Genomic DNA, 22,966 nt, shown 5'->3' with positions numbered 1-22,966 from the left:
TTATTCATCTGTCAAACTTCCATTATATATGAAGAAAATCAGATGCGTTAAAAAATCACTGAAGAAGGTTACTTCAGTAATTTTTTACTGTATATAAAGTGAGTTTTATCAAAAGATAAATATATAAATATTTAGTTGATACAGGAGACAATATGAAAAACAAACATGATATTAGATTATTTATTGCTTTGACATGGATTATTTCTTTTGTATTTATGTGGTGTTTCTTCTATATATTATTACCTAGGGATAGATTTAAAGAACAATTAGACATAATTGAGAAGAATGTAATGGAAAGTAGATGGGATGAAGCGAGAGTTTCTATTGATGAGTTGAAAAAAATATATGAAGGAAATAGAACTATAATACAAATTAATAATGCTACAGAGGCATTTGTCACATTTGACTCAATGATAGGCCAGTTAGATGATGCAATAAAAAACAAGCAAGAATTGGCTGGAGAGTATGTCGGAGGATTAAGATACTACACAGATTTTGTGATGAAAGCTTTTTCTGGGCCTTAATTTCATGAGAAAATAACCATTTAGGAGGGGTGAAATGATTGATGTCATATCTTTTAGCATAAGGGTAGTGGTAGTTTTCTACTTTACATACCTCTGCACAAGATCCCTTTCAAAAAAAGCCATGGCTCAAATGACAGCTTATGAAATTGCAGGAATCATGATTTTAGCTAATGTAGCAGCAGAACCTTTAGTAGATAAGGTTATGGTTAAATCTGTATATGGCACAGGACTATTGGTTGCCTTAATGGCTTTAAGTACTAGGCTGGCTTTGAAAAATAAATTTAATCATATAATGGAGCATGCCCCAAGTATAATTATGGATAAAGGAAAACTTGATATGAAAGCTTTAAATACATTAGGTCTAAGTTTTAATCAACTTGAGGGCTTACTTAGACAGCAAGGATATGATAAGATGTCTGATCTAGATACGATAATAATGGAGCCTCAGGGTAATATTTCAGCATTTCCTAAAGCTGAAAATAAGCCAGTTACATTAAAAGACTTAAATATAACAGATAATACTCAAGGAATAACAATACCTTTAATAATTGATGGGGATATACTTTATACTAATGTTAATCATATAAAAAAGACAAAAGAATGGCTTATTGAGGAACTGAATAAACAAGGGATTTATGATTACAAAAACGAAGTAGGTATAGCAGAACTTGATTCTAAATGGAAGCTAATTGTGTTGAAAAAATAGAGTTATAGGGGTGGCTACCTATAACTCTTTAAGGCTTTGGTATGGCTAATAGTAATATCTACTATATTATTTCTTCTCACCTTCAATTTTTTGTTCAGTTGCTGACTTCTTTTGAGCAAATTCTAAATTATCGAAGGCAGTTGCATTAATAACACTGTTATCTGAATCGATATATTGTATATCTATCTTATCACCAGGTTGTGTAAGTGCTAGTTCACTAGAGGCGTCTGCACTTACAACAAAGACAACATCAGGTTTTTCTTTAACAATTATATGGTAGAAGGTTGTTTTATCTATATTTTCCTGACCGATTCTTAAAACAGTACCTTGTTCATGATTTACTTTTCCAGAAGAATTTAATGATGAAGAACTACCTTTTCCAGAAAGTGCTTTTGTATAATCTGATAATGCTTGTTTAGTAGTCTCACCAACTCCAACAAGGTTATAATCCTGCACACTGATCATCCCATACATTCTAACTATGCCATCTTTATCCTTAAGTGTTGTAAAATAAGTAGGAACATTTTCTATATTTATTAGTATTGGAGAAGTTGCAGTATAGCCCATATTTTGAACTTTTCCTTCTGCTGATTTTATACTTGCAGATTCAGTGGCACCTGAAGTTTTATACAAAGTTGTCTCATGAGTTTTCATATTTGTCAAAGTAAAGCCTATAGTTGCGCTGTCTTTACCTACAGAAGTAAGTCCTGTGTAGAAATAGCAATTACCTTTGTCGTATATTATTTCTCCATCATCAGTGGTCTTTAGCTTATTGTTCTTAGTAAACCATTGATAGCCTTTTATATATTCACCGTATAGATTTAATTGATCTTTAATTATTTCTTCAGGTTGTATTCTATCAACCCACTTTGGAGTATTATCAATATTGTAGTTATCAACTTGTCCAGTCTGAGCGTTTACTATACAAGTACCTATAGCATTTTCTCCGGAAAAACCAATAGTATTTTTATATCTAGTAATAACCCAATAAGGAGTTCCGTTATCATCGATTTCAAATGAAAAATCTGTTAGACCAGTGAATTCATTGCCTTTATAGTAAGCATGCCTCTTAAGATCATCACCTAAATATGCATTTGGCTGATATTTTAAAGAAATAGGCTTATTGTTTACTTCCTTTACAAAAGTTACATCATCAGCATTTGTAGCACTTACAACTATATATCCAGGAGTTCCTTCGTTGTTACTCATCCAGCTGAAAAAACCAGAATGAAGTAAAGGTACAATCCAACAAAGTTTATCTTTAACTATTTGTTTTACTGGTTCACCGGTTACAACTTGGCTACCTATTGCTCCTGCTTCTCCTAGCTTCTTTTCAGCTAATTTCTGTGCATAAGCTTTATCTACAACAGGTAGTTGGGTTATATCAATTGGAGATATATCTTTAGAAAATTCCTGCTCTTTTATAGTTCCAATTAAGCTTTTATAAGACTTAGATCTAAACAAACCACTTGTGGATACACAATAACCGATAAATAGTATTATTGTAAGTGGTATTAGCAGTAAAACAAACTTTTTCTCTGAAAAACCTGAAAATAATATGGAAAAAATTATTACTAAAACAGAAATGAATAAAGTGGTAGAGAAAAATTTCAAGGATAATGGCATTAAAAATACAAAATGCAGTACTAGAGCAACTATGGCAAAGAAAACTATTATTGCTATACGATGTTTGGAATTAAGTTGTTTTTTCATCTATAAATCTCCTTGATTCAAATAATTTATTTATGGATGGATCACTTCGTAATAAAACTTATTATTTTTAAATTCTCTCACCAGAAGCCGTGAGAGTTTTAAAAATAGGCTTCGGTTCGAAGTGGTACATCTTTAGTATTAGTCTAAAAGAATATGGTTTAACCAATAAACTATATCATTAAATACTACATTGCTATTGAGTTCGTTAATCAACTCGTGTCTATTGCCAGTATATAGCTTTATATTCACATTATTTAGGTTTACATCTTTATATATAGTGTATAGGTTTTTAACCCAAACACCATAATTTCCTACTGGATCATCTTCACCAGAAATTATAAAAACAGGTAGTTGTTTAGGTATAAGTTCTAATCTGTTAGTATCATATAGTTTTGTAAGACCTTTTAGGAAATAATAATAAAAACCAGAAGTTGCTATATTTCCACATAGAGGATCAATCTCGTATTTCTGTATTTCTATACTATCCTTAGTAAGCCAGTCAAACTTAGACTTGGACTTTTTAATTTTTTTATTATAGTTATAAAAACTTAAAAAATCTAATAATGAACTTTTTTTAAGGTCACCAAATAAAGATTTTTCAATGAAGGAAAGTACAATTCCTCCGTGAACAGCTAATCCTTTTCTTAGAGCTGAACCAGAAAGCATTATACCAGAAATCTCATTTCCATGCTTGATGATGTATTCCTGACCTATGAAGGAACCAAAGCTGTGAGCAAATATAAAAACCGGTATATTCACATGTTTCTCTTTAATTATATTAGTTAGCATATGTTCATCTTCAACTATCTTGTTAAAACCATCTCTACCTATGTAGCCTAGGTTGTTTATATCTGTTCTCCCATGACCTCTATAATCATTTGCATAAACAATGAAATTCTTTGAGTTAAGATATCTTGCAAAAGCAGCGTATCTTGCTGAATGTTCTGCCATTCCATGAAAGATTTGAACTATCCCTTTTGGAGTGGAAACATCATCCCAACAACGTACAAAAATTTTTTTCTCATCTTTTGTATCAATAAAAAAAGACTTTTCAGTATCTTTATTCATGGATCGCCCAATCCTTTCAAAAAAATCATCTAAAGATTAAACAAATATATACTTAGTATTATACTTAATTCTATCTGATTAATTGATTAAGTCAAATAAAAATACAGCCTTGTAGAATCGATTAATAGTTAATATAATTATGTACAACGTTAAACCTAGATATAGCTTAAAAAAACCTCTGGGTTCTGTTATAAAGCTAAATAATCAAAAAACTATTTTTAAAACTTTCTTGGGTTCTTAGAGGAGAATTCGAAAGTATAACTTTTATTATGAAGAGGTACATGCATAAGCTTTACAACTTATAAGGAGGAAATATAAAATAGATTTTAATATAAGATATTTGGACTTAGAATTAGAAAGGAAGGTAAATTATGAATAGAGTAATTCCGTTACAAGTTAGCTTTGGAAGTATTGATAATCTAATTTTTCCAGTAATATTAAATGATGATAGCGAGATGGTCTTGATAGACTGCGGATATATAGGATCATTTGAACTAATAAAGAAAGCTGCTATGGAAGTAAAAGTTGATTTATCGAAATTAACAAAGATAATAATAACCCATCACGACCATGACCATATAGGGGCTTTGGGAGAATTTAAGAAAAGTTACCCTAATGTAAAGGTAATCTCATCTTTTAATGAAGAAAAATATATTAGTGGTAGAGAAAAGTCTTTGAGGCTTCAGCAAGCTGAAAGAATTTTTAAAGATATTCCAGATGATAAAAAGGAAGAGGCGTTGAAGTTCCATGAGATGCTTCAGGCTGTTAAACCAGTTGAGGTAGATATATGTGTAAAAGATAAGGATACTTTTGATTGCTGTGGTGGAATAGAGATTATAGAAACTCCTGGACACATGCCTGGCCATATTTCAGTGTATTTAAAAGAAAGTAAAACTTTAGTTACCGGAGATGCAATGGTAGCCGAAAGTGGTAAGTTATGCATTGCAAATCCACAATATACTTTAGATATTGAAGAGGCAAGAAAATCAATAGAAAAGTTTTTACAGTATGATATAGAAAAGATTATATGCTACCATGGAGGGATTTGTACTGAAAGAATTAAAGAATCTATTGAACAAATAGTAAGTAAATAAGACTATTTTAGTATAAGTTGTCGTAAGTGAAAAGTAATCTTCATATCTCTATAAATTAAGAGAGTATGAAGATTATTTTAGTTAATATATATTTCTATGTGTCTACTTTTATATTATTTAGCTGATTTTAGTAGAATATTATAACTTTATATTAAAACAAATGTAATTGATAATAAAAAAAATATAATATAAGTAACTAAAAACTTAAAAATAGTGTTTACAAATTGATGTTATGATTATATAATAAGGATATAAAAATTAGCAGAAAATTCTATAAATAATAATTTCTATATTTAAAGTAATAAATATTCTAATAGATTCTAAATTCATAAGTGGTAATACATTTCTAAAAACTTATTCTTAAGCAAAATATACTCTACATTAATATCCATAAAGTTATAACGTGTTTAATAATATTGTTGCTATCTAATAGCAACAAACTGGTATATACATCTATATATGTTTGCATATGATTTTAATTAATTGACCAAATCTAAACCTTCTTAACAAAATAGTTCTTATTATAAAAATTCAGTTTAACCTTATTTAAAAATAATAAATTTTATTACGAAATGGTACATCCATAACTACAGATATAGAACTCAAATCTATGTAGTGACTAATGATAAATAAAATTTCTTTATCGTAGGCTAATTATAATCTGATAACTTTATAATTCAACCATCTTCTTAAATTTTCTGGGCAAAAAGCAGAACAATCTTAAACTAATCTATTGTTTTAAATTCATTCTCCATTAAAAAAGTTTCCAATAAAATAATATAAATTAAATGTTTGAAAGGAGTTTTTTATGAAAAGAAAGCTTAAACTAATTTCATCACTTCTTGTGGCGATGGTATTTACTTTTTTTGTGTTACCATCTTTTAGTGCCATTGCTGCACCAGCTCTTAACAGCCGACTTCTTGTTGGATATTGGCATAATTTCGACAATGGGACAGGCATAATAAACTTAAGAAATATATCAAGTAAATGGGATGTTGTCAACGTTGCTTTCGCAGAATCAGGAGGCGACAGAAGTACAATGCAATTTGCACCAGTAACTGGAACTGACGCAAGTTTCAAGTCAGACGTAGCATACCTAAACAGTATAGGGAAAAAAGTCGTAATATCAATAGGTGGACAAAATGGAGTGGTACTTTTACCAGATGCCGCTGCAAAAACTAGGTTTGTAAACTCAATGATATCTATAATTGATAAGTATGGGTTCAATGGCATAGACATAGACCTTGAAACTGGTATGTCATTAAATGGTGGAGATAGCGATTTAAAGAATCCTACTACACCTCAAATCGTAAACCTAATAGCTGCAATAAAAGAAATATATAACCATTATGGATCAAGCTTCATAGTAAGTATGGCACCAGAGACTGCATATGTTCAAGGTGGCTTTGGCACTTATGGAGGTATATGGGGAGCATATCTACCTCTTATAAATGGAGTGAGAGATATCTTAACTTATTTACATGTACAACATTATAATTCAGGTTCATGTTATGGATTAGATGGAAAAGTATACACTCAAGGAACTGCTGATTTTGAAGTAGCTTTAGCAGAAATGTTGTTAAAGGGCTTCCCAGCTGGAGGTAATGCAAACAATGTATTCCCTGCATTAAGACAAGATCAAGTAATGATTGGATTACCTTCTAATCAAGCTGCAGCACCAAGTGGTGGATATATAAATCCTACAGAAATGAAGAAAGCTCTTAATTATTTAATAAAAGGACAATCTTATGGTGGAAGCTATAAGCTTGCAAATGCTCAAGGATATACGAACTTCAGAGGATTAATGGCTTGGTCTATTAACTGGGATGCATATACTGGAAATGAATTTACAAACAGTTATCGTCCTTACCTTGATAGCTTAGGAAATAACAATCAAACAGTACCTGCAGTACCAAGCGGACTCACAGCAACAGCTGCAAGTACATCACAAATAAACGTATCTTGGAGTACTGTGTCAAATGCAACAAGCTATGATATAGAAGTAGATGGAGCTGTAGTAACTAATGTTACAAGTCCATACGCACACAAGAACTTAGTAGCAGGTTCAACTCATTCTTACAGAGTAAGAGCTGTAAATTCAGTTGGCGCAAGTGCATGGAGTTCATCTGTATCTGCTAAGACATCTACTACAGTTACTGTACCTTCAGTACCAACTGGACTCTCAGCAGCAGCTGCAAGCACATCACAAATAAACGTAACTTGGAGTGCAGTATCAAATGCAACAAGTTACGATATAGAAGTAGATGGAGCTGTAATAACAAATGTTACAAGCCCATATGCACACAAAAATTTAGCAGCTGGTTCTACTCATACTTATAGAGTAAGAGCTGTAAATTCAGCTGGAGCAAGTTCATGGAGTAGTTCTGTATCTGCTAAGACTCAAACTTCAACAGGGGTTGCTGCTTGGGCACCTAACACTTCATATGCGGTAGGAGCTTTAGTTACCTATAACGGAGTAACTTATAGTTGCAGGCAGGCTCATACATCATTAGTAGGTTGGGAACCACCAAATGTGCCAGCACTATGGCAAGCACAGTAATAAAAGATAATTGAAAGGAGTTAGAATATGAAAAAAATATCTTTAAAAAAGATTCTATCCATTGTTGTTTCATTATCAGTTTTATCCATTGCTGCTCCTACTTTAACTAGGTCCTCAGCTTCAGCTACTACAAATACTAGTTTGGCTGCTCAGTCAGCTACTGGTAAGAGATTTGTTGTATACTTTCCAAACTGGGGAATGTATAACGCTGCTCATAACAGTATGTCAGTTGATAATATTCCTTGGGATAAGGTAACCGTAGTAAATCACGCTTTCTTTACAGTGGATTCAACTTACAAACTAGCAAGTACAGATGAGTATGCTGATTATCAGGCTACATTCCCTCATTCAGGTGGTTGGAATCCTGGAGACCTAAGGGGACATTTTGGAGAATATAAATACTATAAATCACTTAATCCAAATGTGAAAATTCTTATTTCAATTGGTGGATGGACAAGAGGAGAGAACTTCCATGCAATGGCAAGCACCGCAGCTAATAGAGCCACATTTATAAATAGTGTAGTCTCCTTCTTAAAACAATATCCTTTTATTGATGGTATAGATATAGACTGGGAGTATCCAGGTGTAAATAGAACAGCTGCTCCTGGAGATCAATATGATAAAGGCTGCCCAGGTGGACCAGAAGATAAGCAAAACTTTACAACTTTAATGAAAGAAATCAAACAGGCGTACAGCAATAACGGTTTATCTGGAAAACTTCTAACTATTGCTGCCCCAGGAGGATATGATAAAGTAGATCTAACAGAGCCAAATTTATATAGTCAATATCTAGATTGGATAAATGTAATGACTTATGATATTCATGGTGCTTTTGAAAATACAACAAATCATCATTCTGCAATCTACGCAAATCCAAATGATCCTTCACCTACATCACCTGTAGATATAAAAAACAAATATAATACTGATTATATTATGAAGTATTTTGTAAGCAAATACAATGTTCCTGCTGATAAGCTTAATGTAGGTTCACCTTTCTACTCAAGAGGTTGGAAGAATGTTGATAAAACTACTGGAACTAACGGACTATTTGCAAAGGCAAGTGGAGCACCTGTAGGTAACCTTGATGATCCAAATAATCCAGGTGGACAAAACTCTTATGGTCAAATGCTTCAATTAGAAAAAACATCAGGATATGTTAAATATAGAGATAGTTATTCTAAGGTTCCATGGCTATATAATTCTTCTTTAGGTATAACTTATACCTATGAAGATACTACATCAGCAGCAGCTAGATGTGATTATGTTATAAATAATGGGTTTGGAGGGGTAATCGCTTGGGATATATCAACTGATGATCTTGCTAGTGGACTACCACTTACTAACACTATAGCAACAAAACTTGGAATTGGTGGACCTGTAACTCCAACAGTACCAACAGTACCATCTGGACTCACTGCAACAGCTGCAAGTACTTCACAGATAAATGTAACTTGGAGCTCAGTATCAAATGCAACTAGCTATGATATTGAGGTTGATGGAGCTGTAATTACTAATGTGACTAGTCCTTACGCACACAAGAATTTAGCTACAGGTTCAACTCATACTTATAGAGTAAGAGCAGTAAATTCAGTAGGGGCAAGTGCATGGACTACATCAGTATCAGCTAAAACTGCTACATCAGTTACAGTACCAGGAGTACCAACGGGCCTCGCAGCAGCAGCCGCAAGTACTTCACAGATAAATGTATCTTGGAGCACAGTATCAAATGCAACTAGCTATGATATTGAAGTCGATGGAGCTGTTGTAACAAATGTGACAAGTCCTTATGCTCATAAGAATTTAGCTGCAGGCTCAACACATTCCTATAGAGTAAGAGCAGTAAATTCAGCTGGAGCAAGTGCATGGAGTAGTTCTGTGTCAGCAAAGACTCAGGCATCAACTGGAGTTGCTGCATGGGCACCTAATACTGCATATGCAGTAGGAGCTTTAGTTACCTACAATGGAGTAACTTATAGTTGCAGGCAGGCTCATACCTCATTAGTAGGTTGGGAACCAGCAAATGTACCAGCACTTTGGCAGGCACAATAAAAAAGACAAAATAATAAAAATCTCTGTAGAGCTAAATAATAGCTTTACAGAGATTTTTTTTACAACTTAAATTTAGAAATCATTGAAACTAGATTATCTACAGTTTCTTTAGATTTGTTTGATTGATTTATTACTTCATTTGCCATCTCAACTATGCTAGTGGTTTTTTCAGCTATGTCGGTCATCCCTGTTGCCCCTTCATTAGTTGCACTGCTAACTTCAGTGATTGATCGCGTAACATCTTGAATAGATGCCAGTAGCTCTTCAGTTGTAGAGCTTAGATCAGTTACTAAATCATTAAAGGTTAAGGAATCTGCGTTATATTGATCGCCAGTATTAACAAGCTTTTGATAGTCAGGAATTATTTGCTTATCCATATAATCTAGCACGTTTACAGAGCTTTCTCTCAATTTATTAACGGCAGTTATTACAGAAGCAGTTACACTTTGTATCTCCATTGCACTTTGTTTTGAAATTTCTGCTAGCTTTCTTATTTCATCAGCTACTACAGCAAAACCTTTACCTGATTCTCCTGCTCTTGCAGCCTCTATTGCAGCATTTAAAGCAAGTAAGTTTGTTTGTGAGGAAATCTCCAATATGCTTTCAGTTAGTGAATTGATTTGCTCAACAGCTTTTACCTCATTTAAAGATGATTTTAAACTGTTATCAAGAGAAACTAATATCTGTTGTGATTTTTTCTGCGATTCAACAGCTTCGGATTTTAATGCAGTAGCACGATTACTAATTTCTCTTGAAGAAGTAACTCCATCTTCTGATTTGCCAGCAATGTTTTCAACAGCTTTTTCAATCTCTAAAGTAGATGCGTTCATTTCTTCAGTAGCTGCTGAAGTTTCTTCCATTCCAGCAGATAATTGCTCAACGGTTTTAGATATATCTTCTAATTCCATACCTAAACTTGTCATGTTTGAATTGGATTTGTCTACCATCATATTTACAGAGTTAGTGGAGGCGATAACATCAGTTAAGGTTTGTCTAAATTCTTTTCTTGAAATTCCTTCAGCTTTAATTATCTGACCAAATTCATCTTTATCTTCTAAATATTTAGTATAACTATCGTCATACTTAAGATCAAAATCCGCAGTTTTGTTAATTAAGGAAATAGCAACTTTTGCCCTTCTATTAATATTGATTATCAAAGCTATACCTAAAAGTAAGGAAAGGACTAAGGTAGATATAGAAACAGTCATAATTATGTTTTTTACACTTTGTACTGATTTTGCACTATTTAAAATAACCTGCTTACCATAATCATCTAAGATTTCTTCCATTTGGTTTATATTACTTCTAGCTGAATTAAAAGCATCTAAATACTGCTTCTTATCCTTTAAAGTATTGGTTTCAAGATTATATAGATTTGTCCACAAAGTAAAATCTTTATTAAAATTATCATAAAGCTGAAAGACGTTTAAATTTGAATCTTTATGAGTTAAATTTGTTAAATTATCTTTATCTTTGTTCAGTATATCAATTGCTAATTTGACTCTTTCATGGGTCTGCTTTAAATTTCCAGCATAATCACTTTTCAAACCATTGACATCAATATCTTTATCAGGAGCTTCTAATTCTGCTTGAGCATCCAGGGCCTGATAAAAATCTCTATCTGCATTTAGAAGCCAGTATTCACTTTGATGAACTGTATCATACAAGTTTGATACTAATCTTTTATTAATCGAATCAATATCGATCAATGAAAGAGCAGAAACAAAAAATAAAGATATTACTGGTATAAGCAAAATTAAACTCATTTTACCACCTAATTTGATGTTATTAATTTTGATAAATTTAGACATATAATCCCACCCCAAATTTTAATTTTAAAATAAATAAAATGTTTATAAATTTCTTGAAATTCGAACAAAAATTCAGTTACTTCATATAAGATTTTTCGTGCTGTTCCTACAAAGCTTTAATATAAAAACTTGGTTAAATTGTTGTTAAAAAGGAAGTTTAATCCAGTCAATATATAAAAAAATGTGGCGATAAATAAAGTAAAACAGTATAATTATAACTAATCAGCAAAACTTTCGTCGAAATAGGAAAGAGGGGTAAAGAAATGAAACTAAAATGGAGAATTACATTAATAATATCAATAACGCTTCTTATATTTTCTTCACTTCTTGGAGGCATTATTTATTACAAGGTTACAGAAGTAATTAAAATGAAGATATCAAATGAACTTGATACTAATTCAAATATGGGATTGCTTATTTTAGATAAGAAGTATCAGGGAAACTGGAAAGTACAAGATGGAAAACTCTATAAAGGGGATAGTGTTATTAACGAAGATTATTCTGTTATAGATGAAATTAAAGAAAAAACAGGAATGTATGTTACCATCTTTATGGGAGATACCAGAGTAGCTACTAATGTTAAAGACAAGGATGGCAAAAGAAGTATAGGAACAAAAGCTAGTGAAGCGGTTGTTGATAAGGTTATTAAAGACGGAAATTCCTTTGAAGGAAAGGTAAATATACAAGGAATTGATGTACAAGCTAACTATGTACCTTTAAAAGATAAAGATGGTACTGTAGTAGGTATGTGGTTTGTTGGAATAGCTCAAGAAGATGTTCAAAAAGAATTGACAGCTATGGCGATATACATAGGTGGATTTAGTATTGCTGTGATAGTTATAGGTGCATTCATTGCCTTCGGTATAGCAAAGTATATAACTAATGATTTGGAAATACTTAAGAACAAAATTGAAGTGTTTTCATCTGGTGATTTTAGTAGCGAAATCGATAAAAAGGTATTAGGAAGAAAAGATGAAATAGGGAAGATAGGTAAAGCGGTAGCAGGAATGCAGGAGGGTATTGTATCTATAGTACAAAGTGTTATGGAAGAGACTAAATCTATAGAATCTAATATCGAAAATATCAATTCAAGACTAGATAATCTGCAGGTTGACATAGAAAGTATTTCTTCAACAACTGAAGAATTATCGGCAGGACTAGAAGAGACATCCGCTTCAGCTCAAGAGATGAATGAGACTTCTGAAAGAATTGAAGCTTCAATTGAGGAGACTTCGGAGAAAGCGAAGAGTGGTAAAGATGCATCTGAAAAGATAAAGAAAAGAGCCGAAGAGCTTAAGATAAAGGCTGTAGATTCGCAAAGAATAGCACAAGAGATATATGATAAAACTCAAAAAAACATGAATATTTCTATTGAAAAGGCAAAATCAATAGAAAAGATAAAATTACTATCTGAAACCATTCTTACAATAGCTTCACAAACTAATTTATTAGCATTAAATGCAGCGATTGAGGCTGCAAGCGCAGGGGAGGCTGGAAGAGGATTTTCTGTAGTAGCAGAGGAAGTAAGAAAGCTTGCTGAAAACTCGCAAAGCGCAGCAACAGAAATTCAAAGTGTTACAAAATTAGTCATCGATTCCGTGGACAATTTAACTGAAGACTCTAAAAATATGCTTGAGTTTATGGATACTACTGTTTTTAATGATTATAATGTATTCGTTCAAACCGGAGAACAGTATAGAGAAGATGCGGTTTTTGTTGAGAAGCTAGTATCAGATTTTTCAGCAACTTCAGATGAATTGGCAAAGTCAATAAGTAATATGGTGACAACAATAAATGAGATAACTAGTGCTGCTAACGATGGGGCAATGGGTTCAACAAGTATAGCAGAAAAGACGATGGTCATGGTAGAAAGTGTAAATAAGTTGGTTGAAGAAGCAGTATATACGAAGAATAGTTCGGAAAGTTTAGAAAAAAGTATAAGTAAATTTAAAATCTAATAAAGAAGAAAATATATACCACTTCAATCAAAAAGTTCTTTTGATATGAGGTGGTATGTTCATTTTTCTGTAAAGTTTTTATAGTAAAATATTAAGAAATTGATTATTATAAAAATATATTAAATAAACTGCAAAACTTAACTAGATTTTTAGTATTTGGTATAAAGAGGTTGAGTTTGGTTAATTTAATTATTATGAAAGACTAATGAGCAAGTGGAGATTTAAACAATGAAAAAGGATTTTTTACTTGAAGAAGAATTGTATAAGCCTGTTAGGGAATATCTATCAAGCATTGGATATGATGTTAAAGCTGAAGTGGGCAATTGTGATGTTTTTGCTATGAAAGATGATAAAGTAGCAGTGGTAGAGCTTAAAAAAGGTTTGACTATAGAATTATTAGTACAAGCTACTAATAGGCAAAAATTTGCTGATTTAGTTTATGTAGCAATTCCAAAGCCTAAAATTAATTTTTTCAGTAAGAAATGGAAAGATATCTGCAATTTAATAAAAAGACTACAACTAGGGCTCATATTAGTTTCTAAAAAAGATAGTAAGTACGAGGTAAAGATTGCTATAGAACCAGCTCCTTTCGATATAAAGAAAAGCATAAACTCAGGAAAGAAAAAAAGAAATAGGTTAGTGAAAGAATTTAAAGGAAGAACTCTTGAAGATAATGTTGGAGGCAGCAAAGGTAAAAAGCTAATGACAGCTTATAGAGAGCAGTCTATAAAGATAGCAGAGTATATGATGGAAAATGGCCAAACTTCTGCAGCAGATCTTGCTAAGAGTGGATTTAATCACAAAAAAGCCTATTCGATTATTTATAAAAATTATTATGGGTGGTTTAATAAGCTGAATAAGGGAATGTATGAATTAAGTGAAGCGGGAGTAGAGGAGCTTAAGAAAAGAGCTTTATTAACAGGTTAGTTTGATGTCGTCCCAATATTTTATAGTTGGAGCATGAATAATTTAATAGTTGAAGAATACATCTTATAAATAAAACCATGTATAAATAGGAGAATAACACCTTTTATATACATGGTTTTATTTATTTTAATTTATAAGTTTTAATTTTGTAGAACCTTATTACTGTTTTTATATTTTGAAATAACTAGACTTACAAAAATATAGATACAATAACCTACTGCAGCTCCTAATGAGTTTAAAATCAAATCATCTATATCCACAATTCTGCCGAAGGTTAGTCCTGAATAGTTTTCTAAAAATTGCAGTATTTCTATACATAAAGAAACCATTAAACCTAATATAAAACTCTTCTTAATGGAATCTACTTTACTTGTAAGTAAAGGTAGCAGCATCCCCATAGGCATTAACAGAATAAAGTTTCCACCAACATTTCTAATCATAAGTTTAATCTGAAATGCTACTGAAAAATTGTGTTGTCCCATCTGAGAAATCTCCCTGGCTATATCGGTAAATGGAACGTAATTTACGGATATATAATTATCATATGTAGGTGGTGATCCATAAACATATATTGTTATAGGTAAGAGTGTTACCCCAACAACAGCTAAAGCATAAAAAGTGAAAATAAATCTTAGAAGTTCTTTTTTAAAAGATATCTCTTTACCACTTCTTTTACTTAAGAAGATCCTAATACAAAGTACAAATAAGTAAATAGGTATTATAGTTATAAAAAGCAATGTCCCTTTTAATACATATCCCATGACCATATTTCTATACTTCCTTCGAAATTAATTTTGTTGAAACGAAAAATTAACTGTAAAGCTAAAATTAGATAGTGCAAGTACAAAATATTATACCATTAATTGGAGGATTTGTGTATTTATTAAATATAAAACTTATTGTGGTATGAACTGAAATAGTAAAGTTAAACTAGAACAATTGAAAAGTGAATAATATATCCCTTAATCAGTTAAAGATTGTAGGAAGTTATTCAATGTATAAACAATTTGAAAAATTAGAACATTTACTTTAAATTTGGATTTATGTGTTATAATTTCTACGGCTAAACAATGTACATCAATTAATTAAAATATCGGGGGGATAAAAATGTTATTAGTTCCGAAGTCTGTAACCTGCATGAAAGGATATACAAAGGAACAATTTACAAAAGATTTTATATCGGGGATTATAGTTGCTATAATTGCACTTCCTTTATCTATTGCGTTAGCTATTGCCTCAGGAGTATCGCCTGAAAAGGGGCTATACACAGCGATAATTGGTGGATTTATAGTATCACTGCTTGGGGGAAGCAGGGTTCAAATAGGTGGACCTACAGGTGCGTTTGTAGTTATAGTCTATGGAATCATACAAAAATATGGATTAGATGGTCTTATAGTTTCTACTATAATGGCGGGGATTTTCTTAATTATAATCGGTGCATTAAAGCTAGGTAGTTTTATTAAGTTTATACCATCTTCAATTACAACCGGATTTACAAGTGGAATAGCCATAACAATTTTTTCAACTCAAATTAAGGATCTGCTTGGACTCAAGATACAATCAGTACCTTCAGAATTTATAGGGAAATGGGAAGCGTACATCAAAAATATAGGAACTATCAATATATCAAGTGCTCTTATAGCCTTGCTTACACTTGCCATTATAATTGGGTGGCCCAAAATAAATAAAAAGATACCAGGAACTTTTGTTGCTATAATAATAGTAACTATCATTACTGTTGTATTCAATCTTCCAATTAACACAATAGGAAAACAGTTTGGACATATATCTTCTGCTTTGCCAAGTTTCTCAATGCCAAGAATAAATATGAATATGATAAATGAGCTTTTGATGCCATCTTTGACAATAGCTATTCTTGGGGGTGTAGAATCCCTACTTTCTGCAGTAGTAGCAGATGGAATGATTGGTGGAAAGCATCGATCAAATATGGAGTTAATTGCTCAGGGAACTGCGAACATTTTTTCAGCAGCCTTTGGTGGTATTCCTGTCACTGGAGCAATAGCAAGAACTGCCGCTAATGTTAAAAATGGTGGGAGAACTCCTGTTGCAGGAATGGTTCATTCACTTGGATTACTTGTCATACTATTAGTATGCATGCCATATGTAAAGTTAGTTCCAATGTCAGCTTTAGCTGCGGTTTTAGTTATGGTTTCTTACAACATGGGAGAATGGTCTGCTTTTAAGGATATATTTAAAGCACCAAAAAGCGATTATTTAGTTTTCATTGTTACGTTTATATTAACAATTGTACTAGATTTAGTTGTAGCTATTGGTGTAGGTGTGGTTCTAGCTTCGCTATTATTCATGAAAAAGATGGCTGAAGTAACAGAAGTTAAGTACATATTAGATGATGATGCAAGTGAATATGAAGAAAGCTTTATAAATGACCAGGAGAGTTTAGAAGAAGGTATTGCGGTGTTTGAAATTACAGGGCCATTTTTCTTTGGAGCTGCAAATAAGTTTGTAAGTGCCATAAAAGAAATGGGAGCTCCGCCTAAAACCTTGATAATAAAGATGAGTAAAGTTCCATACATGGATTCTACTGCATATCACTCTTTCGAAATGCTCATTGATATATGTAAAAAGAGTGATACAAAGCTTAAGATTATAGAGGTACAGGAACAGCCGATGAAAATGCTCAGAAAATATGGCTTTATAGATATTATCGGCCAAGAAAATATATGTGAAAGCATAGAACAATCTATGTTTGAAGAAAATGAAAAGGTAAGCTAAAGGAGGATGTGAAAAATATAGCTATTCTTTTTCGTGGGCCGCTCGTGGAATGCCAAGCGCGGTGTAGCGAAACCTATAGAATAGCTTTTTTCACAGCCTCCTAAGGATGAAATTAAAAGGTGGTCTAGAAGTAAATTATTATTTTACTTTTAGACCACCTTTTAGTTTGATAAATCCATAGATAATATTGTTGAAATTGATGTGGGCTACATAAGTCAAACTCATTCAAGTATAAAAGTTTGCTACTTTAATTTACTTAAATTTATTTGTTCCCCAAACTCCAGTGAGTATAAGTATAGATCCAATAAAATGATATATATGAAAGCTTTCTTTCAAAATTAAAACACCAGCAACTATTGAAACTATTGTTGACACATTGGAGAAAACAGACATTTTTGAAGCTTGAATCTTTGAAAGAGTAAAATTGGTTAAAAAGTACGCGATTACGGAAGATATTATTCCTAAATATAAAATAGAAATTATAAAGGTTTTGTTTTTTAGAGGGTCAAAATAGTGGTGGATATCTCCGTTGATAGATACATCTATCAAGTTCATTATAGTAAAACAAAGTGCTGCAAAAAACATCATAAAATATGTGATTTCAACTGGAGTATAATACTTGGACACTTTCCTTGATATTATTGTGTAAAAGCCAGCTGAAGTAACTGCTCCAAGCAATAATAATATACCTAGAGGAGAAGTTTCTTGTCCACCAGTACTGCTCATAATCCCGATTAATGCAACCCCAAGTACAGAAATTATTATAAAAACAACTCTTGTTACAGAAGGGACTTCATTTAATATATAAACACCCAATAAGGTTACTGCTATTGGAATTAAAGAGAGCATAAGTCCAGAAACCGATGAAGAAGCATTTTTAACACCGAAAGTTTCAAATATAAAGTATACTACTGGCTCTGCGAGTCCTAGGATAAGCAACCCGCCTAGAGGTTTATTTCTATAATCTACTTTTAATATTCTAAAGATTATTAATACAGTCATAACCAAAAAGGCAAGTAAAAAACGAAATGATACAAGCATAAAAGGGCTTGCTACAGTAAGGGCTTGTTTTGAAAATAAGAAACTAAGACCAAAAATTATGGAACTAATTGATACTGAGATATAAGGTAATAAAGTATTTTTCTTGTCCATTAAATATAATCTCCTTAAAGTCAAAATATATATAAATATATTAATGTATATTTGCAAACTCTATAAATGTATTATTGCATGATTAAAATCATACTTTTAAGCAACTAATAATCACAAGAATTCATTATATTTTAATAGAGTAGCTGTGTCAAATATAGGCTGATTTATGAAGTAATACATTTATATGCAATAAAAAGGGGTTATACAATGAAGAATATTTTAAAAGTATTTAAAAGAGATATGAAAAGTATAGCAAAAAATCCTATTGCGTTATTAATCGTTGGAGGATTATGTGTTATTCCGTCTCTATATGCATGGGTGAATATAAAAGCCTGCTGGGATCCCTATGAAAACACAAGTACTATACCGGTGGCTGTGGTAAATAATGATAGAAAAATAATATATAAAGGAAAAGAAATTAATATAGGTGAAGAGGTAGTTAAAAAGCTAGAGGGTAACAAAAAGATTGGATGGACATTTGTAAATTCTAAAGCTGCAAGTCTAGGGGTGGTTGACGGAACATATTATGCTGTAATTGAGATACCAGAAGATTTTTCTTCAAGCTTTATAAGTGTTTTATCAGATAAACCTAAAAAGCCTGAAATAAACTATAAAGTAGATACAAAGGCAAACCCTGTAGCTACAAAGATTACGGGGGTAGCTAAAAATACATTGACAGAGGAGATTACTACAAACTTCGTAGAGACTGTTAATGAAACTATATTTTCATCATTAAATGATGTAGGACAAAATGCTGAGAAAAATAAGCAAGACATTATAAAATTAAAAGATAATATAATCAACATGAATAAAAATATGGAGCTAATTCTCAGTACCCTACAAAACATTAATACTAGATCGGGAGATTTAAGTAAGTTTTTAACTGAAATAAAATCAACGATGCCGTCAATAAGCAGTGGGCTCGATTCTGTGATAGAAAGCAACGAAAATAATAAAAATTTAATTAAATCTACTCAAAACTCAATGAATAGTTCTTTTGATTCTATTAATATGACTCTGAATAATTCACAGGCTTCAGTTTATAGGATTCAAGCTTCGATGAAAGATATGAATGCTGTAGCCTCTGATACTACAAGTGCTGAAGCTAATTCAATTATTGGTAAGGTCACTATGGAAGTAGGTAATATAAGCAATGGAATTAGTTCTACTGTAGATTTTCTTCAAAAGGTAAATGAAGCAAGTCCGAGTGGTGAAGTTACTAAAATGATTGCATCCTTAAAAAATATTCAAACTTCATTAAATGATGAAAAAAGTAGATTAGAAAGTGCAAGAACACAGTTAAATGAAGCAAATAAAATTAATAAAAATATGTTTGATTCTATAAATAACGGAATAGCTGATATAAATATTGAAATTATTAACGCATCTAAACAGTACAATACAAGTGCTAGAACTTCGTTAAATGCTATTTCTAATAATCTAATAACATCTACAAATGATGCAACTGATTTACTAAAGTCAGCTCAAAACCTTAATAGTCAAATAGATAAACTAATGAATACAGCAATTGATGGAACCAATCTAGCTAATAAGGTATCAGGTGACATGAATTATAGACTTGTTGAATTTAAAGATACTATAAGTAAGCTTAGTGAGAAGCTACAGCTTGTAAATAATAATGATCTTGTTCAAATAATAAGTATCTTGCAAAGTAATCCTAAATTTATGGGGGATTTTATAGCTGATCCTATTAATTTAAGAGAAGAAGCAATAAATGCAATACCTAACTATGGTTCGGCGATGGCACCTATATACACTGTTCTAGCTTTATGGGTTGGATGCTTACTACTAACATCTTTATTAAAAACCTCCGTAGTAGCTTTTGAAGGTAGTGAAAACATATCACTGAGAGAAAAACATTTTGGTAAAATGCTTACATTTGTTACCTTAGCATCAATACAGGCTTTTATTGTGTCAGTAGGAGATAAGGTATTGCTGAATGTGTATACAGTTAGCACAGCTTTAATGATAATTTTTGCAATTGTATCATCTATAACCTTTGCTATAATAACCTTCACTTTAGTTTCTATATTAGGTAATATAGGTAAAGCTATAGCGATAGTATTTATGATAATTCAATTAGCTGGTAGTGGAGGAACATATCCGATTCAGGTAGATCCTTTGATTTTTAGAATACTTCAACCTCTATTTCCTTTTACTTATAGTGTAGGAGGTTTTAGAGAGGCAATAGCTGGCCCACTAATAAGTAGTGTGGTACTAGACTTTACTGTATTAATAATTATAGCAATAGTATTTATTTTGATAGGATTCTTTTTCAAAGAACCTTTGCACAATAAAATTCATAAGTTTGAGATGAAATTTGAAGAGTCTGGCATTGGTGAGTAAGAATTTAAGGAGAGAATTATGAGGAAAGTTTTTAAAGTATTTATTAGGGATTTGAAAAGTATATTTAAAAATCCTGCTGCTTTAGTTATTGTAATAGGATTATGTATTTTGCCATCTCTTTACGCTTGGATAAATATAAAGGCTTGCTGGGACCCTTATGCAAATACAGGAAATCTCCCAGTGGCTATAGTAAACAGTGATGAAGGAACAACCTTTAATGGTAAAAATATAAATGCTGGTGAGCAAGTTGTTGCTGAATTAAAGAAAAACAAATCAATTGGCTGGGTATTTGTAGATCAGTGGCAAGGCAACTATGGATTAAATGAAGGCAAATATTATGCTTTAATAGAAATTCCTTCAGACTTCTCAAAGGGACTTGTTAGCCTTACTACAGTTACTCCAAAGAAGCCAGATATAATATATAGAGTTAACCAAAAGTTAAATGCAATAGCAGCAAAAATTACAAATGCAGCTAAGGAGCAAGTGGCAAAAAATATTAAAAGCAATTTTGTAGATACTGTAAATAAAGAAGCGCTTAAAACTATAAATTCTGTAGGTGAAGAGTTTAATATAAATAAAGCACAAATAATCCAAATTAAGAATACAATGACAGAAGCAAATGGTGATATAGATGCAATAAAGAAATACATAGCAGAAGCAAATTCTAACTCTGAACAGCTTCAAAAATATTTAGGTGATGTAAAAACAAAATTACCAAGGATAACAGAGCAAATAAACAGTTTACAAAAAGCTACTGAGGCCAGTAAAGAGCTTACTATAGCTACTAAGCAAAGCATAAGTTCACTGGCTTCAACTTTAAACAATGACATAGGAAAGATTCAAAGTATAAACAATCAAAATCAAAATCTTCTAAAGAAATTAAAAGATATAAATAATGGAACAAGTACAGATAATATCATTAGAGTAATAGGAGATATGGCTAGCATAATGGATGGTGCAGATAAACTAGTAGATGCTGATATTAAAAGTTTGGAGGCAGTAAATGAAAGTCATCCAAACAGTCAGATTACTGCAATTATAAACTCCTTGAAAGCTTTAAAGGTTGTAATTGGTGTAGAGAAAAATAATCTAGATAGTTTAAAAACATCAATAAATAGTAGTGCGTCTAAAGAAAACATAAATACATCTTTAGATAACCTCACTAAAATAAGTAACGATTTGTCTAATCAAGTAGTTAGTGTATCCAATGGTTTTTATTCAAATGGAATTTCTCTTTTAAATGGCATTGCAGATAGTATGACAGCAAGTTTGGATAACATGAATTCAATATTGGAGTCTACCAAAGTCATAGTTCCTCAGCTAGATGCACTTGCCAACTTTGGTATAGCAAGTAGTAAAGCATCAGTACAACAAGCTAACGATTTAAGCAACAAACTCTCTGAATTACAAGTAGAATTAAGCAAATTAAGTGATAAAATGAAAGATTTAAGCAATGATAACATAGATCAAATAATTAAGCTTATGAAAATGAATCCTGATGAGATAGCTGGTTTTATTTCTTCTCCTATAAATGTAAATGAGACAGATGTATATGATGCTGGAATATTTGGTGTTGGACTCACTCCATTTTATACAGTATTAGCTATATGGGTTGGAGCATTATTATTATCATCTTTACTCACTGTGGAGGCAAGAGACTTTGAAGATGGAGAAAGATTAAATTTTATGCAAAGGCATTTTGGGAAAATGTTGTTATTCCTCATAATATCTATGATTCAAGCTGTAATAGTTACTTTAGGGGATAAATACATTTTAGGGGTAAAAGCAGCAGATATGAGACTTATGATTATATTTGCATTAGCATCTGCGATAACTTTTACAATTATAATTTTTACTCTAGTCTCAATATTCGGTAACGTAGGAAAAGCGATAGCAGTTATAATAATGGTATTTCAAATTGCGGGAGCAGGTGGTATATATCCAATACAAACAAATCCCAAGATATTCGGTATATTGCAGCCTTTATGGCCTTTTACCTATGCAATAAATGGATTTAGAGAGGCTATAGCAGGTCCAATATGGAATACTGTTTATAAAAACTTAATTTCACTATCTATGTTTGCTTTAATTTTTATTATGCTTTCAGTGCTTAAGAAACCATTTCATAAATTAACTGAATTCATGGAACATAAATTTAAAGAAGCTGGAATCTAATATCAAAGAGTACATTTTTTATCATAATTTATCTTCTTGGTGGGGTTTATAGATCTATTTTGGAAAGCATATTATGAGTAAAAGCTGTTGTAGCAAGCATAGCAA

15 protein-coding genes are annotated in these 22,966 nt (G+C 31.7%); 10 read left to right on the top strand and 5 right to left on the bottom strand.

Annotation, left to right across the window (positions count from 1 at the left end):
- Nucleotides 1-152 precede the first annotated feature (152 nt).
- Together JHL18_RS20580 and JHL18_RS20575 are read left to right on the top strand one after the other, a co-directional pair.
- On the top strand, nucleotides 153-524 hold the full coding sequence (locus JHL18_RS20580) for a hypothetical protein (RefSeq protein ID WP_200272714.1): 372 nt from the start codon (nucleotides 153-155) through the stop codon (nucleotides 522-524).
- A 34-nt stretch (nucleotides 525-558) separates the two neighbouring features.
- Complete coding sequence (locus tag JHL18_RS20575) at nucleotides 559-1,230, top strand: DUF421 domain-containing protein (RefSeq protein WP_200272712.1); 672 nt, start codon at nucleotides 559-561, stop codon at nucleotides 1,228-1,230.
- Nucleotides 1,231-1,296: 66 nt separating this feature from the next.
- Here JHL18_RS20575 and JHL18_RS20570 read toward each other — a convergent pair whose 3' ends face one another.
- Together JHL18_RS20570 and JHL18_RS20565 are read right to left on the bottom strand one after the other, a co-directional pair.
- The gene (locus JHL18_RS20570; protein WP_200272710.1) at nucleotides 1,297-2,943 is read right to left on the bottom strand and encodes a cell shape-determining protein; all 1,647 of its coding nucleotides are present in this window, start codon (nucleotides 2,941-2,943) and stop codon (nucleotides 1,297-1,299) included.
- A 138-nt stretch (nucleotides 2,944-3,081) separates the two neighbouring features.
- Nucleotides 3,082-4,011, bottom strand: coding sequence for an alpha/beta fold hydrolase (locus JHL18_RS20565; RefSeq protein ID WP_200272708.1), 930 nt, complete (start codon nucleotides 4,009-4,011; stop codon nucleotides 3,082-3,084).
- A gap of 371 nt (nucleotides 4,012-4,382) precedes the next feature.
- Here JHL18_RS20565 and JHL18_RS20560 point away from each other — a divergent pair, with 371 nt between their 5' ends.
- From JHL18_RS20560 to JHL18_RS20550, 3 genes are all read left to right on the top strand, one after another.
- Nucleotides 4,383-5,105: an MBL fold metallo-hydrolase gene (locus tag JHL18_RS20560; RefSeq protein WP_200272706.1), complete on the top strand. Its 723-nt coding sequence runs from the start codon at nucleotides 4,383-4,385 to the stop codon at nucleotides 5,103-5,105.
- Between the two features lie 808 nt (nucleotides 5,106-5,913).
- Nucleotides 5,914-7,665: a carbohydrate-binding protein gene (locus JHL18_RS26520; protein WP_243278038.1), complete on the top strand. Its 1,752-nt coding sequence runs from the start codon at nucleotides 5,914-5,916 to the stop codon at nucleotides 7,663-7,665.
- A 27-nt stretch (nucleotides 7,666-7,692) separates the two neighbouring features.
- Nucleotides 7,693-9,717 carry a glycosyl hydrolase family 18 protein gene (locus JHL18_RS20550; RefSeq protein ID WP_200272704.1) on the top strand — a complete coding sequence of 675 codons (2,025 nt, stop codon included), beginning with the start codon at nucleotides 7,693-7,695 and terminating at the stop codon, nucleotides 9,715-9,717.
- Between the two features lie 59 nt (nucleotides 9,718-9,776).
- Here JHL18_RS20550 and JHL18_RS20545 read toward each other — a convergent pair whose 3' ends face one another.
- Nucleotides 9,777-11,528 (bottom strand): methyl-accepting chemotaxis protein, encoded by a 1,752-nt coding sequence (locus JHL18_RS20545; protein ID WP_200272703.1) that lies wholly within the window; start codon nucleotides 11,526-11,528, stop codon nucleotides 9,777-9,779.
- Nucleotides 11,529-11,791: 263 nt separating this feature from the next.
- On the opposite strand from JHL18_RS20545, the gene JHL18_RS20540 reads away from it, so the two are divergent.
- On the top strand, nucleotides 11,792-13,486 hold the full coding sequence (locus tag JHL18_RS20540) for a methyl-accepting chemotaxis protein (RefSeq protein ID WP_200272701.1): 1,695 nt from the start codon (nucleotides 11,792-11,794) through the stop codon (nucleotides 13,484-13,486).
- Nucleotides 13,487-13,714: 228 nt separating this feature from the next.
- A complete protein-coding gene (locus JHL18_RS20535; protein ID WP_200272699.1) occupies nucleotides 13,715-14,413 on the top strand; it encodes a DUF2161 family putative PD-(D/E)XK-type phosphodiesterase in 699 nt (232 codons plus the stop codon).
- Nucleotides 14,414-14,553: 140 nt separating this feature from the next.
- Here JHL18_RS20535 and JHL18_RS20530 read toward each other — a convergent pair whose 3' ends face one another.
- The gene (locus JHL18_RS20530; RefSeq protein WP_200272697.1) at nucleotides 14,554-15,174 is read right to left on the bottom strand and encodes a VanZ family protein; all 621 of its coding nucleotides are present in this window, start codon (nucleotides 15,172-15,174) and stop codon (nucleotides 14,554-14,556) included.
- Nucleotides 15,175-15,520: 346 nt separating this feature from the next.
- Here JHL18_RS20530 and JHL18_RS20525 point away from each other — a divergent pair, with 346 nt between their 5' ends.
- On the top strand, nucleotides 15,521-17,167 hold the full coding sequence (locus JHL18_RS20525; RefSeq protein WP_243278036.1) for a SulP family inorganic anion transporter: 1,647 nt from the start codon (nucleotides 15,521-15,523) through the stop codon (nucleotides 17,165-17,167).
- A gap of 252 nt (nucleotides 17,168-17,419) precedes the next feature.
- On the opposite strand, the gene JHL18_RS20520 is transcribed toward JHL18_RS20525, so the two are convergent.
- On the bottom strand, nucleotides 17,420-18,319 hold the full coding sequence (locus JHL18_RS20520; RefSeq protein ID WP_200272696.1) for a DMT family transporter: 900 nt from the start codon (nucleotides 18,317-18,319) through the stop codon (nucleotides 17,420-17,422).
- A 207-nt stretch (nucleotides 18,320-18,526) separates the two neighbouring features.
- Between JHL18_RS20520 and JHL18_RS20515 the strand changes: the two genes are divergently transcribed.
- Together JHL18_RS20515 and JHL18_RS20510 are read left to right on the top strand one after the other, a co-directional pair.
- On the top strand, nucleotides 18,527-20,686 hold the full coding sequence (locus tag JHL18_RS20515; protein ID WP_200272695.1) for a YhgE/Pip domain-containing protein: 2,160 nt from the start codon (nucleotides 18,527-18,529) through the stop codon (nucleotides 20,684-20,686).
- A gap of 18 nt (nucleotides 20,687-20,704) precedes the next feature.
- Complete coding sequence (locus tag JHL18_RS20510; RefSeq protein WP_200272694.1) at nucleotides 20,705-22,861, top strand: YhgE/Pip domain-containing protein; 2,157 nt, start codon at nucleotides 20,705-20,707, stop codon at nucleotides 22,859-22,861.
- Nucleotides 22,862-22,966 lie beyond the last annotated feature (105 nt).

Source organism: Clostridium yunnanense (genome assembly GCF_016595795.1).
In the GTDB taxonomy this organism is placed as follows: domain Bacteria; phylum Bacillota; class Clostridia; order Clostridiales; family Clostridiaceae; genus Clostridium_AR; species Clostridium_AR yunnanense.
Note: the sequence above shows the minus strand (reverse complement) of the source record. Positions and strands in the feature narration are given on the sequence as shown.

Coding starts and splice junctions, on each gene's coding strand:
- JHL18_RS20580 (WP_200272714.1), top strand. CDS start 153: ATGAAAAACAAACATGATATTAGATTATTTATTGCTTTGACATGGATT.
- JHL18_RS20575 (WP_200272712.1), top strand. CDS start 559: ATGATTGATGTCATATCTTTTAGCATAAGGGTAGTGGTAGTTTTCTAC.
- JHL18_RS20570 (WP_200272710.1), bottom strand. CDS start 2,943: ATGAAAAAACAACTTAATTCCAAACATCGTATAGCAATAATAGTTTTC.
- JHL18_RS20565 (WP_200272708.1), bottom strand. CDS start 4,011: ATGAATAAAGATACTGAAAAGTCTTTTTTTATTGATACAAAAGATGAG.
- JHL18_RS20560 (WP_200272706.1), top strand. CDS start 4,383: ATGAATAGAGTAATTCCGTTACAAGTTAGCTTTGGAAGTATTGATAAT.
- JHL18_RS26520 (WP_243278038.1), top strand. CDS start 5,914: ATGAAAAGAAAGCTTAAACTAATTTCATCACTTCTTGTGGCGATGGTA.
- JHL18_RS20550 (WP_200272704.1), top strand. CDS start 7,693: ATGAAAAAAATATCTTTAAAAAAGATTCTATCCATTGTTGTTTCATTA.
- JHL18_RS20545 (WP_200272703.1), bottom strand. CDS start 11,528: ATGTCTAAATTTATCAAAATTAATAACATCAAATTAGGTGGTAAAATG.
- JHL18_RS20540 (WP_200272701.1), top strand. CDS start 11,792: ATGAAACTAAAATGGAGAATTACATTAATAATATCAATAACGCTTCTT.
- JHL18_RS20535 (WP_200272699.1), top strand. CDS start 13,715: ATGAAAAAGGATTTTTTACTTGAAGAAGAATTGTATAAGCCTGTTAGG.
- JHL18_RS20530 (WP_200272697.1), bottom strand. CDS start 15,174: ATGGGATATGTATTAAAAGGGACATTGCTTTTTATAACTATAATACCT.
- JHL18_RS20525 (WP_243278036.1), top strand. CDS start 15,521: ATGTTATTAGTTCCGAAGTCTGTAACCTGCATGAAAGGATATACAAAG.
- JHL18_RS20520 (WP_200272696.1), bottom strand. CDS start 18,319: ATGGACAAGAAAAATACTTTATTACCTTATATCTCAGTATCAATTAGT.
- JHL18_RS20515 (WP_200272695.1), top strand. CDS start 18,527: ATGAAGAATATTTTAAAAGTATTTAAAAGAGATATGAAAAGTATAGCA.
- JHL18_RS20510 (WP_200272694.1), top strand. CDS start 20,705: ATGAGGAAAGTTTTTAAAGTATTTATTAGGGATTTGAAAAGTATATTT.